Below are 13,783 nucleotides of genomic sequence, written 5' to 3' on the forward strand. Positions count from 1 at the left end.
TCACGTCATGGCCGCGAAGCCAGCGGACCAGCGCTTCGTGTCCGGAGAGGGTATTATCAAATTTTTTACAACGATGCCGGCCATCAGGGCGAAGAATATCGACATCCAGTTTAGCTTTGGCGACATCAATACCGATGAAGTGGAGTTCATTTTCCATAGTGAAACCAACCTTGCAAATACGGGTTACCGGTGAAAGCCGGTCCATGATACTGTCCGGTTTATCACATGAGAAAGAACGGCGGTCCGGTGCAAAGGATCTACGGAACAGGCGCGAAAGCCTAAGCCCGGACACGGCATCCGGACCGCCATCAGAGAGAACTGGCCGGTTCTTTCTGACGGAGTAATCATACAAGCCCGGACAGGCGCGTCAGGCGCCGCCTCCGGGAGACGTGGCGGTGGCGTGATTCAGCCAGATAATCTGGCCCTGCTGCTCCCAGAGGCGCATTTGATTGACCTGGGCGCTACAGGGCGCTTCTCCACACCAGACCATCAGCGTACTCTCCGGGAAAAGCTCCGGTCGGAGCTGGTTCAGCGAATGGGCGAGAATGTCCACCCGCCAGCCCTGTTCGCTGGCTATCCAGCCCTCCAGCCATAGCCGGGTGATATCATTCACATTCCAGCCGATAATCAGCGCATGGCTGCCGGGATATTTTGCCGTGGATGAAAGAGTGCGGGCGATATGATTAATCAGAATACCATCAAGGATGCCCCGCAGCGCCAGCAGCGTGGGCTGCGGGCTAAGCAGGCGCTGGCGTAATGGATTAATCAGATTCTTCACCAGAATTTGCGCTGACTCGCTGTGGTTGCGCTCCTTAAGCCACATACGCAGGCGATGATAGCTACCGTTTTGCAGATAACCGAGCAAAATTTCCTGCTGCTTGCGCCAGCCGTCGGCCACCTCCTGCTCATTATCCATCAGCAGCGTTTTCACTTTCCCCACCTGCACGCCGGAGTCAATCCAGCGTTTAATTTCGCGAATCCGGTCTATCTCATATTCGTTGAACAGGCGGTGGCCGCCGTCGGTACGCTGGGGTTTCAGTAATCCGTAGCGCCGCTGCCAGGCGCGTAACGTCACGGGATTGATATCGCAAAGCTGGGCCACTTCGCCGATTGTATAAAGCGCCATTTTCTCCTCCCGCTGTGTTCTCCTCCATTAACTGTAGAAGCTGTTTGCCGAAGCGGGAATTTTTGTCTGTTTTTTGTACAGATTTGAGCCGGCGAGACGCGAAGAAATGTGATCCTGAACATGAATTATCATTTTCATGTATTGCTTCAAAGAAAGTTATAAGCAAGCAGTGTATGTTACGCGCTTTCAAATGAAGTGTGGTCTGCGGGTATGTACGAGTTTGATCTGGTGTTGCTGCTGCTTCAGCAGATGTGCGTGTTTTTGGTCATTGCGTGGCTGATGAGCAAAACGCGGCTGTTCATCCCGTTAATGCAGGTCACCGTCCGGCTGCCGCATAAGCTCCTGTGCTACGTAACCTTCTCCATTTTCTGCATCCTCGGTACCTACTTCGGGCTGCATATCGAAGACTCGATCGCCAATACGCGCGCCATCGGCGCGGTGATGGGGGGCCTGCTGGGCGGGCCGGTGGTTGGCGGCCTGGTGGGGCTGACCGGCGGGCTTCACCGCTACTCGCTGGGCGGCATGACCGCGCTGAGCTGTATGGTATCAACCATCGTAGAAGGGCTACTCGGCGGGCTGGTACACAGTATTCTGGTCAAACGCGGGCGGCCGGACAAAGTCTTCAGCCCGCTCACCGCCGGCGCGATCACCTTTTTCGCCGAGATGGTGCAGATGCTGATTATTCTGCTTATCGCTCGCCCGTTCGAAGATGCCCTGCATCTGGTACAAAGCATCGCCGCGCCCATGATGGTCACCAACACCGTCGGGGCGGCGCTATTTATGCGCATCCTGCTGGATAAGCGAGCGATGTTTGAAAAATACACCTCGGCCTTTTCGGCTACGGCGCTGAAGGTCGCCGCTTCGACGGAGGGGATCCTGCGCCAGGGGTTCAACGAAGAGAACAGCATGAAGGTCGCGCAGGTGCTGATCCAGGAGCTGGATATCGGCGCGGTGGCGATAACCGATCGCGACAAGCTGCTGGCGTTTACCGGGATCGGCGACGATCACCACCTCCCGGGCAAACCCATCTCTTCGCTCTATACCCAAAAGGCGATCGATACCGGCGAAGTCGTTTACGCCGACGGCAACGAGGTGCCTTACCGCTGCTCGATTCATCCGAACTGCAAGCTGGGCTCGACGCTGGTTATCCCGCTGCGCGGCGAAAATCAGCGGGTCATCGGTACCATTAAACTCTATGAAGCGAAAAACCGCCTGTTTAGCTCCATCAACCGCACGCTGGGGGAGGGAATTGCGCAGCTGCTGTCGGCGCAGATCCTGGCCGGACAGTATGAGCGGCAAAAGGCGCTGCTGACGCAGTCGGAAATCAAGCTGCTGCACGCCCAGGTGAACCCGCACTTCCTGTTCAACGCGCTGAATACGCTAAAAGCGGTGATTCGCCGCGATAGCGACCAGGCCGGGCAGCTGGTGCAGTATCTGTCGACCTTTTTCCGCAAAAATCTGAAGCGGCCAGCGGAGATCGTGACCCTGGCCGATGAGATTGAACATGTGAACGCCTATTTGCAGATTGAGAAAGCGCGTTTTCAGACCAATTTGCAGATTCATATGCTGGTGCCCGAGGCGCTGGGGCAGCATCAGCTACCGGCGTTTACCCTGCAGCCAATCGTCGAAAACGCGATTAAACACGGGACTTCGCAGCACCTTGGGGTGGGCGAAATCACCATCCGCGCCAGTCAGCAAGAGCGCTGGCTGCAGCTGGATATTGAAGATAATGCCGGGCTGTATCAGGACAAACCCAGCGCCAGCGGGCTGGGCATGAACCTGGTCGACCGCAGACTGCGGGCGCGCTTTGGCACCGACTGCGGGATCACCGTAACCTGCGAGCCGGAATGTTTTACCCGCGTCACGCTGAGACTGCCTCTGGAGGAAAGCGCATGTTAAAAGTATTAATTGTCGACGACGAGCCGCTGGCGCGTGAAAACCTGCGTATTTTGCTGGAGACCCAGCCTGATATTGAGATCGTTGGCGAATGCGGGAATGCCGTCGAGGCGATTGGCGCGGTACATAAGCTGCGCCCGGACGTGCTGTTTCTGGATATCCAGATGCCGCGCATCAGCGGTCTGGAGATGGTCGGCATGCTCGATCCGCAGCATCGGCCCTATATCGTCTTCCTTACCGCGTTTGACGAGTACGCGGTGAAGGCCTTTGAAGAGCATGCGTTTGATTATTTACTGAAGCCGATTGAGTCCGCCCGGCTGGAAAAAACGCTGTTTCGCCTGCGCCAGGAGCGTAGCCTGCAGGATATGACCGTACTCGACGATACCCAGCAGGCGCTGAAGTATATTCCCTGCACCGGACACAGCCGGATCTGGCTACTGCAGATGGAAGACGTGGCCTTCGTCAGCAGCCGGATGAGCGGGATTTACGTGACCGACCGCGAAGGGAAAGAGGGCTTTACCGAGCTCACCCTGCGCACGCTCGAGAGCCGAACGCCGCTGCTGCGCTGCCATCGTCAGTACCTGGTCAACATGTCCCATCTCAAGGAGATCCGCTTTGAGGAGAACGGCCAGGCGGAGCTGCTGATGCGCGCCGGGCAAACGGTGCCGGTCAGCCGCCGCTACCTGAAGAGCCTGAAAGAGGCGATTGGGCTGTAAAACGGCGGAATCGTGATAGACTTAGCGGCAGATTTTTTCATCATGAAGGCAATATGATCAGTAACGATATTCTCCGTAGCCTGCGCTACACCCTGAAAACCAATAACAGCGGCCTGGTTCGTATTTTTGCCCTGGCGGATGCGCCGGTCAGCGCGGAACAGCTGGTTCCCTGGCTGAAAAAAGAAGACGAAGAGGGGTTTGCGCGCTGCCCGGATATCGTGCTGTCGAATTTCCTCAACGGCCTGATTTACGACAAACGCGGTAAAGATGCGTCCGCGCCGCCGCTGGCGGTCGAACGCCGGGTGAATAATAACATCGTGCTGAAAAAGCTGCGTATTGCCTTCTCCCTGAAGACGGATGATATTCTCGCTATCCTCACCCAGCAGAAATTCCGCGTCTCGATGCCGGAAATCACCGCCATGATGCGCGCCCCGGATCATAAAAACTTCCGCGAATGCGGCGACCAGTTCCTGCGCTACTTTTTGCGCGGACTGACCGAGCGCGAACACGCGAAATCCTGATATGCCTCCCCGGCTTGCGCTGCGCTGAGCCGGGCTACTGAATGCGCGGCTCCGTAGCCCGGCTCAGCGCAGCGCAAGCCGGGAGTAGTCCGCACCAGTCAGGGCTGTTTCACTTCTTTAAAACCCTGCGATTTCAGCAATTTCTCCGACTCGCTCAGCGAAATGAACTTTTGTGAACAGTCGGAAAAACTGGCCCCCGGCAAGTGACACAGCTCGCTGATTTTAGCCTGATTAAAGTCGATGGAGAGGTGTTCCTGCGCGACGTTCTCTTTATAGTCGACGCTGTGGGTAACGCCTTTGATTTTGCTGTAGGCCGCGCCGATAGGGTCGATGACCTTGCGCGCCTGCTCTTCGTTACTTACCCCGAGTGATTGATAGGGGATAGTATTCTCAGCGTCCTGGCGGGTGACGACATCGCCTTTGTAGTGATAGATGTAGGTCAGATCAACGCCGTTGATCGTATTGTTAAACGTTTTGACCTCATCTTTGTTATTATCGCAGCCGACAAGCGCAGCCATCAATAGCGTGGCGCCCAGAGCGGCGGTCATCCTGCGGTTAAATTTCATTATCATTCCTTGTTAATCAATCATCATCTCTAATTGTATACAGCATTGGGCGATGGTGCCGGGCGTATCCTCGGACGTCGCCGTTTCGCGCTTATGCCAGCGTTTTCTTCTTTCTGCGCCAGCACCCGGCGGGCGATGTCGTCGACAATATCGTGGCGCTCTAAAAAAAAAGCGCTGCCGGAGCAGCGCTTTATACAGCCTTACTTGACCTGCTGGCCCGGCTGAGCCCCGCTGTCCGGGCTGAGCAGGAAGATATCTTTCCCACCAGGACCTGCGGCCATCACCATGCCTTCAGAGATGCCGAAGCGCATTTTGCGCGGCGCCAGGTTAGCGACCATCACCGTCAGGCGGCCAATCAGCGCCTGCGGATCAGGGTAGGCGGAGCGGATGCCGGAGAAGACGTTACGCTTCTCGCCGCCGAGATCCAGCGTCAGGCGCAGCAGCTTATCGGAACCGTCGACTAACTCGGCGTTTTCAATCAGCGCGATGCGCATATCCACTTTGGCGAAATCGTCAAAGGTGATAGTTTCCTGAATCGGATCGTCCGCCAGCGGACCGGTGACCGGCGCTGACAGCGCCTTCACTTCTTCTTTCGACGCTTCGACCAGCGCCTCAACCTGCTTCATTTCGATGCGGTTATACAGCGCTTTAAAGGCGTTAACCTTGTGACCGAGCAGCGGCTGCTGGATAGCATCCCAGCTCAGTTCGCCGTTGAGGAACGCTTCGGCGCGGGCGGCCAACTGCGGCAGAACCGGCTTCAGCCAGGTCATCAGCACGCGGAACATATTCAGGCCCATGGTGCAGATGGCCTGCAGATCGGCGTCGCGGCCTTCCTGTTTGGCGACCACCCACGGCGCCTGCTCGTCAACGTAGCGGTTTGCCACGTCGGCCAGCGCCATGATTTCGCGGATGGCTTTCCCGAACTCGCGGCTGTCCCACGCATCGCCAATGCTTGCTGCCGCATCGGTGAAGGTTTTATACAGCTGAGGATCGGCCAGCTCGGCGGACAGCATACCGTCGAAACGCTTGTTGATGAAACCGGCGTTACGCGAGGCAAGGTTAACCACCTTGTTGACGATATCGGCGTTGACGCGCTGCACGAAGTCTTCCAGGTTCAGGTCGATATCATCGATACGTGACGAGAGCTTGGCGGTGTAGTAGTAGCGCAGGCTGTCGGCGTCAAAATGATTCAGCCAGGTGCTGGCCTTAATAAAGGTACCGCGCGACTTGGACATCTTGGCGCCGTTGACCGTCACGTAGCCGTGAACGAACAGGTTGGTCGGTTTGCGGAAGCTGCTGCCTTCCAGCATCGCCGGCCAGAACAGGCTGTGGAAGTAAACGATGTCTTTGCCGATAAAGTGGTACAGCTCGGCAGTAGAGTCTTTCTTCCAGTACTCTTCGAAGCTGGTGGCGTCGCCGCGCTTGTTGCACAGGTTCTTAAAGGAGCCCATGTAACCGATCGGCGCATCCAGCCAGACGTAGAAGTATTTACCCGGCGCGTTCGGGATTTCGAAGCCGAAGTACGGGGCATCGCGGGAGATATCCCACTGCTGCAGGCCGGACTCGAACCACTCCTGCATTTTATTCGCCACCTGCTCCTGCAGCGCGCCGCTGCGGGTCCACGCCTGAAGCATTTCGCTGAACGACGGCAGGTCGAAGAAGAAGTGCTCGGACTCGCGCATCACCGGCGTCGCGCCGGATACCACCGATTTCGGCTCGATAAGCTCGGTCGGGCTGTAGGTCGCGCCGCACACTTCGCAGTTATCGCCGTACTGATCCGGTGATTTACACTTCGGACAGGTGCCTTTCACAAAGCGGTCCGGCAGGAACATGCCTTTTTCCGGATCGTAAAGCTGAGAGATGGTACGGTTTTTGATAAAACCGTTCTCTTTCAGGCGCGTGTAGATGAGCTCCGACAGCTCGCGGTTTTCATCGCTGTGCGTGGAGTGGTAGTTGTCGTAGCTGATGTCGAAGCCAGCAAAATCGGTCTGATGCTCCTGACTCATTTCGCCAATCATCTGCTCCGGAGTAATTCCGAGCTGCTGCGCTTTCAGCATGATCGGGGTGCCGTGGGCGTCGTCGGCGCAGATGAAGTTGACTTCGTGGCCGCGCATTCGCTGGTAACGGACCCAGACATCAGCCTGGATGTGCTCCAGCATGTGGCCGAGGTGGATTGAGCCGTTTGCGTACGGCAGCGCGCACGTTACCAGAATTTTCTTCGCGACTTGAGTCATAGTGGGCATTACATCTTCTATTGTAAAAAGGGGTTTTGATGTTACCGCAAAGGCAATAATTTGGTAAGCCCAAAGCTTATGGTGGGGGAATTATTCCCTTTAAGGTAAACTTAACGCACAAGATTCAACTCACAATAACAAAGGAGTCGGGATGAGTTCGCAATCCCAGGCCAAATCCCCCGAGCGTCTGCGCGCGATGGTCGCCGGGACCCTGGCTAATTTCCAGCACCCAACCCTGAAACATAACCTCACTACGCTGAAGGCGCTGCATCACGTCGCCTGGCTGGACGAGACCGTGCACATTGAAATTCAGATGCCGTTCGTCTGGAACAGCGCGTTTGAAGCGCTGAAGGAGCAGTGCAGCGCCGAGCTGCTGCGCATTACCGGCGCCAAAGCCATTGACTGGAAGCTGACGCACAGCATCGCCACGCTTCAGCGGGTAAAAAATCAGCCGGGCATCAACGGCGTGAAAAACATTATCGCCATCAGCTCCGGCAAGGGCGGGGTGGGTAAATCGTCGACGGCGGTCAACCTCGCGCTGGCGCTGGCGGCGGAAGGTGCGAAAGTCGGCATTCTGGATGCCGATATTTACGGGCCGTCGATTCCGACCATGCTCGGCGCGGAAGATCAGCGTCCGACTTCGCCGGACGGCACCCATATGGCGCCGATTATGAAATTCGGTCTCGCTACCAACTCCATCGGTTATCTGGTGACCGACGACAACGCCATGGTGTGGCGCGGCCCGATGGCCAGCAAGGCGCTGATGCAGATGCTGCAGGAAACGCTGTGGCCGGATCTCGATTATCTGGTACTGGATATGCCGCCGGGCACCGGTGATATTCAGCTGACGCTGGCGCAAAACATTCCGGTCACCGGCGCGGTCGTCGTCACCACGCCGCAGGATATTGCCCTGATCGACGCCAAAAAAGGCATCGTGATGTTTGAAAAAGTCGAGGTACCGGTGCTAGGTATCGTGGAAAACATGAGCATGCATATCTGCAGCAACTGCGGACACCACGAGCCGATTTTCGGTACCGGCGGCGCGCAGAAGCTGGCGGAGAAATATCATACCCAGCTGCTGGGCCAGCTGCCGCTGCATATCACTCTGCGCGAAGACCTCGACAAAGGGACGCCGACGGTGGTTGCGCGTCCGGAAAGCGAGTTTACCGAGACCTACCGCCAGCTGGCCGACCGCGTCGCGGCGCAGCTGTACTGGCAGGGGGAAGTCATTCCCGGAGAGATAGCCTTCCGCGCGGTCTAATCTCCTCACTATCCTGAGCCGCCCGGCGTTTTTCGCCGTGCGGTTTTTTATTTTTTCCGTCCCCGGTTTTCTACCGAGGAGATAATCACCGCGCGAATAATATTGCTGTTAAATATTATTTATTTTTATTCACATTTAGCGATATTGAGATTAATCAATAAAACATATTGCTAACATTGTTTTCCTCTGGCGGTTGTGCGAGCTTTAATAGCAAAGAAGTAACGATTTTAATTCGCCGTGATGAGATTTAATTTTGGCTTTTTATTTGGCGAAACGTGGATGTTATCAGTAATACGTATATAAAAACGATGGAAGGAAAGTATAGCCGTACACATTTCCGGAGTGCATGATGAATAATATTGCTCTAATCGTTAAGTTACGAGAACTACTGGTTATTTTTATGCATACGCGCTCGCTGCCGGAGAAAGCAGCAGACGCGTTGCGTTATTGCCAGGAGCATCTCCCGATAGCTGAGATTCCGATTGGCGCTTATGGTGAGTACAGTGATATTTTTGAACAGATTGTTTTTTTATCGGATGACAAGAGTCGTACGGCCCCGGATGATTTACTGCGTAGCGGCGGCGATCTGATATTAAGTATTTTAATGCTCTATGAGCAGGTTGCTTCATATATTGCCGTCGAGGAATTTATGCAAAAACAGAACCGCTTTAACGAATAGCGCTTTGCCACAAAAAAACGCCAGCGGCAGGGAGAGCGCGCTGGCGTTCAGCTTTTAGCGATGGTAGAAAATCTCGCCATCATAAATTTTGAGGATTTTCCCCTCGGTTTCGGTAATCAGCACGTAGCTTCCGCCCATATAGGTCCAGCGGGTCCCGGCATCCGGCGCAGGCAAATTGCGCTGCTGCCACTGCTTGATGTTGTATTCTGGCGTGAGGTAAAGCGGCGGGACGGTATCGCCGATGTGAAATTGTTTGAAGTCCGCGGTGACCCCATCCAGCTCATATTTCTGTATACCTTCGCCGGTCGCCGCCCACGCGCCGCTGGCGCAGGCCAACAGTACGCCCAGAAGCATCATTTTTGTTTTACGCATAATTTCCCCATTATTATCCTGGACACAAAATCGCAGCCTCGTATGATTCCTGATACGTCAAGGGATTGGCAAGCGTTGGTTTGGTTAAAAGTGTAAGCAAACGGTGATGCAGCGCCGTTTTTCATCGGCGCGCGCCTGTTTTGAGAATAATCCGGGTTGAGGAGTGTGTATGTTCCGGCTGGAAGATCTGGCATTGTTTGTCCGCGCTGCGGCGTTAAGCAGCTTCAGCGATGCGGCGCGAGAGGCCGGGCTGCAGCCCGCGCAGGTGAGCGCGGCGATCAAGCGTCTGGAAACGACGCTGAATATCCGTCTTTTTGCCCGTTCGACGCGGAGTTTACGCCTGACGCCGGAAGGCGAAACCTGGCTGCCCTATGCCACGCAGATGCTTGATACGCTGCACGCGGGGCTGCAAAAAATCAGCACGCCGGATGACGAAGTACGCGGTACGTTACAAATTGCCGTTCCGTCCGACCTGGGGCGCAACTTGCTTCTGCGCGTGTTTCGCGCTTTTCGCCAGCGCCATCCCGCGCTGCGCCTGCGGATACTGTTTTCCGATCATCGGACCGATGTATTTAAAGATCCGGTGGACGTGGCGTTTCGCTACGGCGATAACGACGATGCCTCGTTTATTTCCCTGCCCGTCGCGCCGGAGAACCGCCGGATGCTGGTGGCCTCGCCCGGCTGGATAGCCGAACACGGCGAACCGAAGACGCTGGAAGATTTGGCCCGGCACAATGCGCTGACCTACGTGCTGCGCGGCAGGGCGTTCGATCGCTGGCCGCTGAGCCTGGACGGGAAGGTCCATTACGTGCAGGTTGCCGGCGCTATCGTGAGCGATGATGCGGAGGTGATTCGCCGCCTGGCGGTTGCCGGGGAGGGGATCGCGTTCAAATCTGAACTCGACGTCGGGGATGATATCCGTGAAGGGCGGCTCCAGGTGCTGTTGCCGAAGTATCAGGGCGACGTGGTGCCGCTGAATATGATTTGCCCGCACCGCAAGCAGCTTTCGCCTGCGGTACGGTTGCTGTATGAGGCGGTGAAAGAGGCGTGCGAAGCGGTTCATTCCCGCGCGCCCTCTGCGGGCCGCTAGCGCCGACTCGGGAATGGTACTGGGGTGATAAATCGGCGTGGCTTGTTCCCGGCTCGCGCTGCGCTTAGCCGGGCTACGGATTGGTAGCCCGGACAGGTGCGCCAGCGCCGCCTCCGGGAGAACGATCGGTGCGAAGCTTAATGCTTCACCAGCGTGGCAAAGTAGTAGACCAGCGGAATCGCAAGGATCCACAGCCCGATGGGGATTTCCCGCCATTTGCCGGCAATCGTTTTAATCACCACATAAAACAGCAGCCCGCCGGCAATCCCGGTCCCGAAGCTATTGGCAATCAGCGTAATCATCACCATCATCAGCACCGGCAGGCCGTCGGTGAAGTTTGCCAGGTCCACTTTGCGCAGGCCGCTGAACATATTCAGGCCAATGAGGATCAGCGCAGGCGCGGTCGCCTCTTTCGGGATCATCAGCGCCACCGGGGTAAACAGCAGCATCAGGAGGAACATCACCGCCGCCGACAGCGCGGTTAACCCGGTTTTGCCGCCGGCTTCCGCTGCCGCTGAGGATTCAATCAGCGCGGTCGCCGCCGGAATGCCCAGCCAGGGGCCAACGGCCGCGGCGATCGAGTCAACCATAAACGGGCGATTGATATGCGGCATATTGCCTTCCTCATCCAGCAGACCCGCTTCGCCGCCTACCGCCAGCGTGGTGCCCATCGTGGAAAAGAACTCTGAGGCGAAAAAGACGAACAGGAACGGCAGGAAGGCGATATTCAGCGCGCCCAGCATATCGATTTGCCCCAGCACCGGCGTCAGCGAATGCGGCATATCGATAAAGCTGCCCGGGAGTCTGGTGACGCCCATCGGAATGCCGACCAGGGTGGCAAAGAGAATCGCCCACAGAATTGAGCCGGGGATTTTTCTCGCCTGCAGGGCAATGGCCAGAAACAGCCCGCAGAGCGCCACCAGCGCCCCCGGTGAGAGAAAATCGCCGAGCATCAGGGCGTTGGTTTTGGCGTTAGCCAGCACCAGCCCGGCGTTACGGAAACCCAGCACCGCGACAAACAGCCCAATGGAGGCCGTCAGGCCGAGCTTGATCGACTGCGGCACCGAACGGGTCACCACTTCACGCAGGCCGAACCTGGTTAGCAGGAAAAACAGAATCCCCGACCAGCAGGCGATCCCAAGACCAATCTGCCAGCCAATGCCTTCGCTGCCCGCCAGCGTGACGCCGACCAGCACCGAGCCGCCGATGCCCGGCCCGACGATAAACGGCAGGTTGGCATAAAACGCCATCAGCAGCGTGCCGCCGACGAACACCAGAATCGTGCCGGTGGTTGCCGCGCCTTTATCCATCCCGCCAACCGCCAGCAGGCCGGGGATAACCACCAGCAGGTAGGCGGCGGCGAGAAAGCCGGTGATGCCCGCGAGGCATTCGGTGCGCAGCGTGCTGCCGCGGGAATACAAGGCAAAACGGCGCTCCAGCCAGCTTCCTTGCGTGGATGAATGAAGGGTATTGTCGGCCATGCTCAGGCTCCCTGATGATTATTGTTGTGTTCTGTGTGTTCCGGGATTTCCCGGCAGTCTATCAGCGGCTCGACGATCTGGCGGGTGCTGCCGTCGGTCAAACCTAAATCGGTCAAATGCGGCCCGGCGTTACAGGCAAGGCAGGTGCCTTCGATAGCCTTAAATACGCGATAGGGCGGCTCCCAGTCGGCGACCTCCGCGCTCAGGTCGCGAAGCTGGCGGAACTGTCTGGCCAGCTCCGGAGCGGGCAAGTCGGAAAGCATTCCGGCAATCGGCATCGCCACGTGGGCAAGGATTTTTCCCTGCTGAGACAGCGCCATACCGCCGCCGGAGGCGATCAGGCGGTTTGCCGCCAGCGCCATCTCGTCGGCATCGCGGCCGAGCACCACCAGGTTGTGGGAATCGTGGGAGTAGCTGGTGGCGATGGCGCCGCGCAGCTCGCCCCAGCCTTCCAGCAGCGCAATTTGCGGCGTCGCCTGGTGACGACCGTGGCGGTGCTTAACCCAAATCAGGCTAAACCCGTCCGGGATTTGCACCCGGCCATCGCGGACCTGCACCTCAACCTCTCCCCACTGGGTAAAGCGCGCGCCGCGAATATGCCGCAGGCGGGCGACGCCGTGGCGAATCGCGCCGACGCGGAGGATAAAATCGTCAGGGCTGAGCGGCGGCATCTGCAGGGTATCGCGCGGCGGGGTAATACCCGGCGCCGGCGGAATCGACCCAAGCAGGGCGCCCTCGCGGGCAATCAGCTTCCCGGCGACGTACACCTCCCGCGCGTCGAGCTTTTCTAATGAATCAAAAACCACCAGATCGGCGCGGCGTCCGGCGGCAATCAGCCCCAGATCGTTACGCTGCAGACGGATCGCCGCGTTTAAGGTGGCGAAGCGCAGGACGTCGGTGGCCGGCAGTCCGTGCTCAATCAGCAGGTTGAGCAGGGCGATAATGCCGCCTTTTTCCAGCAGCATATCCGGCGGCACATCGTCGGTGCAGACGGTGATTTGCGAGGAGAGATGCGGCAGCGTTTTCAGCGCGGTAACGATATCCGGCAGCAGGTAAGGGTGCGAGCCGCGAATTTCGATAGTCAGCCCGGCGCGCAGTTTTTCCAGCGCATCGTCCGCCGAGGTGAGCTCGTGATCGGAGGTGACCCCAGCTGCAAGGTAGGCCTGCAGATCCGCGCCGCGCAAACCGCGGGCGTGGCCTTCGATCAGCTTGCCGCTGTTGAGACCGGCCTGGATAATCTCCTGCATCCGCTCGCTGCCGTGCAGCACGCCGTGCATATCCATCACTTCGGCGACGCCGCAAACTTCCGGCCAGGCCAGCATGGTTTCCATCTCCGCACCGGCAAAATCGGCGCCGGACATCTCCAGTCCCGGCGTCGACGGCACGCTGGAAGGCGCCGCGACCATCACCTGCAGCGGCAGATGGCGGCTGGCGGCGACGGCGTAGCGCACGCCTTCGACGCCCAGCACGTTGGCCAGCTCGTGCGGGTCCCAGAATACCGCCGTGGTACCCTGAGCCAGGACGATTTCGGCATAGCGTTCAGGCGGCAGGTGGGAGCTTTCAAGGTGGACGTGCGTGTCCATCAGCCCCGGCGACAGGAAATATCCCGCCAGCGAGCGGCGTTCGTGGGCATCGGAGCGGCTGCCGCGCGGGTGCACGCTGGCGATGGTTTCGCCGACGATCCCGACGTCGGCCTCGCGGATCTCTCCGGTGGCCATATCGACAATCTGCGCGTCGGTTAATAAGAGATCGAACGGGGATTCGCCGCGTGCGGCCTGCACGGCGCGGCGGCGGGTTTCAGCACTGCTGGACATAACAACTCCGGCACAAGGATAATGGGG

At 57.9% G+C, this 13,783-nt stretch carries 12 protein-coding genes and 1 pseudogene; 6 read left to right on the forward strand and 7 right to left on the reverse strand.

Features of this window, described 5'->3' with window-relative positions; genetic code table 11:
• Both ABLU88_RS02160 and ABLU88_RS02165 read right to left on the reverse strand, forming a co-directional pair.
• A pseudogene (locus tag ABLU88_RS02160) lies at positions 1-157 on the reverse strand (IS110 family transposase); the annotation flags it as partial.
• Between the two features lie 210 nt (positions 158-367).
• A complete protein-coding gene (locus ABLU88_RS02165) occupies positions 368-1,126 on the reverse strand; it encodes a MerR family transcriptional regulator (protein ID WP_047723253.1) in 759 nt (252 codons plus the stop codon).
• A gap of 210 nt (positions 1,127-1,336) precedes the next feature.
• Here ABLU88_RS02165 and ABLU88_RS02170 point away from each other — a divergent pair, with 210 nt between their 5' ends.
• The 3 genes from ABLU88_RS02170 to ABLU88_RS02180 are packed head-to-tail and all read left to right on the forward strand — an operon-like array spanning position 1,337 to position 4,259.
• Positions 1,337-3,025 carry a sensor histidine kinase gene (locus ABLU88_RS02170; RefSeq protein WP_004852614.1) on the forward strand — a complete coding sequence of 563 codons (1,689 nt, stop codon included), beginning with the start codon at positions 1,337-1,339 and terminating at the stop codon, positions 3,023-3,025.
• Positions 3,019-3,738 carry a two-component system response regulator BtsR gene (gene btsR / locus ABLU88_RS02175; RefSeq protein WP_004852613.1) on the forward strand — a complete coding sequence of 240 codons (720 nt, stop codon included), beginning with the start codon at positions 3,019-3,021 and terminating at the stop codon, positions 3,736-3,738. The genes ABLU88_RS02170 and btsR overlap by 7 nt, the downstream gene beginning before the upstream one ends.
• A gap of 53 nt (positions 3,739-3,791) precedes the next feature.
• The gene (locus ABLU88_RS02180; RefSeq protein ID WP_049082656.1) at positions 3,792-4,259 is read left to right on the forward strand and encodes a DUF1456 family protein; all 468 of its coding nucleotides are present in this window, start codon (positions 3,792-3,794) and stop codon (positions 4,257-4,259) included.
• Positions 4,260-4,357: 98 nt separating this feature from the next.
• Here ABLU88_RS02180 and ABLU88_RS02185 read toward each other — a convergent pair whose 3' ends face one another.
• Together ABLU88_RS02185 and metG are read right to left on the reverse strand one after the other, a co-directional pair.
• Complete coding sequence (locus ABLU88_RS02185; RefSeq protein WP_014230129.1) at positions 4,358-4,825, reverse strand: YehR family lipoprotein; 468 nt, start codon at positions 4,823-4,825, stop codon at positions 4,358-4,360.
• A 200-nt stretch (positions 4,826-5,025) separates the two neighbouring features.
• Positions 5,026-7,059, reverse strand: a complete 2,034-nt coding sequence (gene metG / locus ABLU88_RS02190; protein ID WP_348836140.1) for a methionine--tRNA ligase — start codon at positions 7,057-7,059, stop codon at positions 5,026-5,028.
• Positions 7,060-7,210: 151 nt separating this feature from the next.
• Between metG and apbC the strand changes: the two genes are divergently transcribed.
• On the forward strand, positions 7,211-8,320 hold the full coding sequence (gene apbC / locus ABLU88_RS02195) for an iron-sulfur cluster carrier protein ApbC (protein WP_004103811.1): 1,110 nt from the start codon (positions 7,211-7,213) through the stop codon (positions 8,318-8,320).
• A gap of 349 nt (positions 8,321-8,669) precedes the next feature.
• Positions 8,670-8,999 carry a hypothetical protein gene (locus ABLU88_RS02200; RefSeq protein ID WP_004852607.1) on the forward strand — a complete coding sequence of 110 codons (330 nt, stop codon included), beginning with the start codon at positions 8,670-8,672 and terminating at the stop codon, positions 8,997-8,999.
• A gap of 54 nt (positions 9,000-9,053) precedes the next feature.
• Here ABLU88_RS02200 and ABLU88_RS02205 read toward each other — a convergent pair whose 3' ends face one another.
• Positions 9,054-9,371, reverse strand: a complete 318-nt coding sequence (locus tag ABLU88_RS02205; protein ID WP_004852605.1) for an RcnB family protein — start codon at positions 9,369-9,371, stop codon at positions 9,054-9,056.
• A gap of 169 nt (positions 9,372-9,540) precedes the next feature.
• Here ABLU88_RS02205 and ABLU88_RS02210 point away from each other — a divergent pair, with 169 nt between their 5' ends.
• The gene (locus ABLU88_RS02210; RefSeq protein ID WP_014839036.1) at positions 9,541-10,461 is read left to right on the forward strand and encodes a LysR family transcriptional regulator; all 921 of its coding nucleotides are present in this window, start codon (positions 9,541-9,543) and stop codon (positions 10,459-10,461) included.
• 137 nt (positions 10,462-10,598) lie between these two features.
• On the opposite strand, the gene ABLU88_RS02215 is transcribed toward ABLU88_RS02210, so the two are convergent.
• Together ABLU88_RS02215 and ABLU88_RS02220 are read right to left on the reverse strand one after the other, a co-directional pair.
• Positions 10,599-11,942 carry an NCS2 family permease gene (locus ABLU88_RS02215; protein WP_047723259.1) on the reverse strand — a complete coding sequence of 448 codons (1,344 nt, stop codon included), beginning with the start codon at positions 11,940-11,942 and terminating at the stop codon, positions 10,599-10,601.
• A 2-nt stretch (positions 11,943-11,944) separates the two neighbouring features.
• Complete coding sequence (locus ABLU88_RS02220; protein WP_275050790.1) at positions 11,945-13,756, reverse strand: adenine deaminase C-terminal domain-containing protein; 1,812 nt, start codon at positions 13,754-13,756, stop codon at positions 11,945-11,947.
• Positions 13,757-13,783 lie beyond the last annotated feature (27 nt).

This window comes from Klebsiella sp. GW_Kp182, from assembly GCF_040062275.1.
In the GTDB taxonomy this organism is placed as follows: domain Bacteria; phylum Pseudomonadota; class Gammaproteobacteria; order Enterobacterales; family Enterobacteriaceae; genus Klebsiella; species Klebsiella michiganensis.

Coding starts and splice junctions, on each gene's coding strand:
- ABLU88_RS02165 (WP_047723253.1), bottom strand. CDS start 1,126: ATGGCGCTTTATACAATCGGCGAAGTGGCCCAGCTTTGCGATATCAAT.
- ABLU88_RS02170 (WP_004852614.1), top strand. CDS start 1,337: ATGTACGAGTTTGATCTGGTGTTGCTGCTGCTTCAGCAGATGTGCGTG.
- btsR (WP_004852613.1), top strand. CDS start 3,019: ATGTTAAAAGTATTAATTGTCGACGACGAGCCGCTGGCGCGTGAAAAC.
- ABLU88_RS02180 (WP_049082656.1), top strand. CDS start 3,792: ATGATCAGTAACGATATTCTCCGTAGCCTGCGCTACACCCTGAAAACC.
- ABLU88_RS02185 (WP_014230129.1), bottom strand. CDS start 4,825: ATGAAATTTAACCGCAGGATGACCGCCGCTCTGGGCGCCACGCTATTG.
- metG (WP_348836140.1), bottom strand. CDS start 7,059: ATGACTCAAGTCGCGAAGAAAATTCTGGTAACGTGCGCGCTGCCGTAC.
- apbC (WP_004103811.1), top strand. CDS start 7,211: ATGAGTTCGCAATCCCAGGCCAAATCCCCCGAGCGTCTGCGCGCGATG.
- ABLU88_RS02200 (WP_004852607.1), top strand. CDS start 8,670: ATGAATAATATTGCTCTAATCGTTAAGTTACGAGAACTACTGGTTATT.
- ABLU88_RS02205 (WP_004852605.1), bottom strand. CDS start 9,371: ATGCGTAAAACAAAAATGATGCTTCTGGGCGTACTGTTGGCCTGCGCC.
- ABLU88_RS02210 (WP_014839036.1), top strand. CDS start 9,541: ATGTTCCGGCTGGAAGATCTGGCATTGTTTGTCCGCGCTGCGGCGTTA.
- ABLU88_RS02215 (WP_047723259.1), bottom strand. CDS start 11,942: ATGGCCGACAATACCCTTCATTCATCCACGCAAGGAAGCTGGCTGGAG.
- ABLU88_RS02220 (WP_275050790.1), bottom strand. CDS start 13,756: ATGTCCAGCAGTGCTGAAACCCGCCGCCGCGCCGTGCAGGCCGCACGC.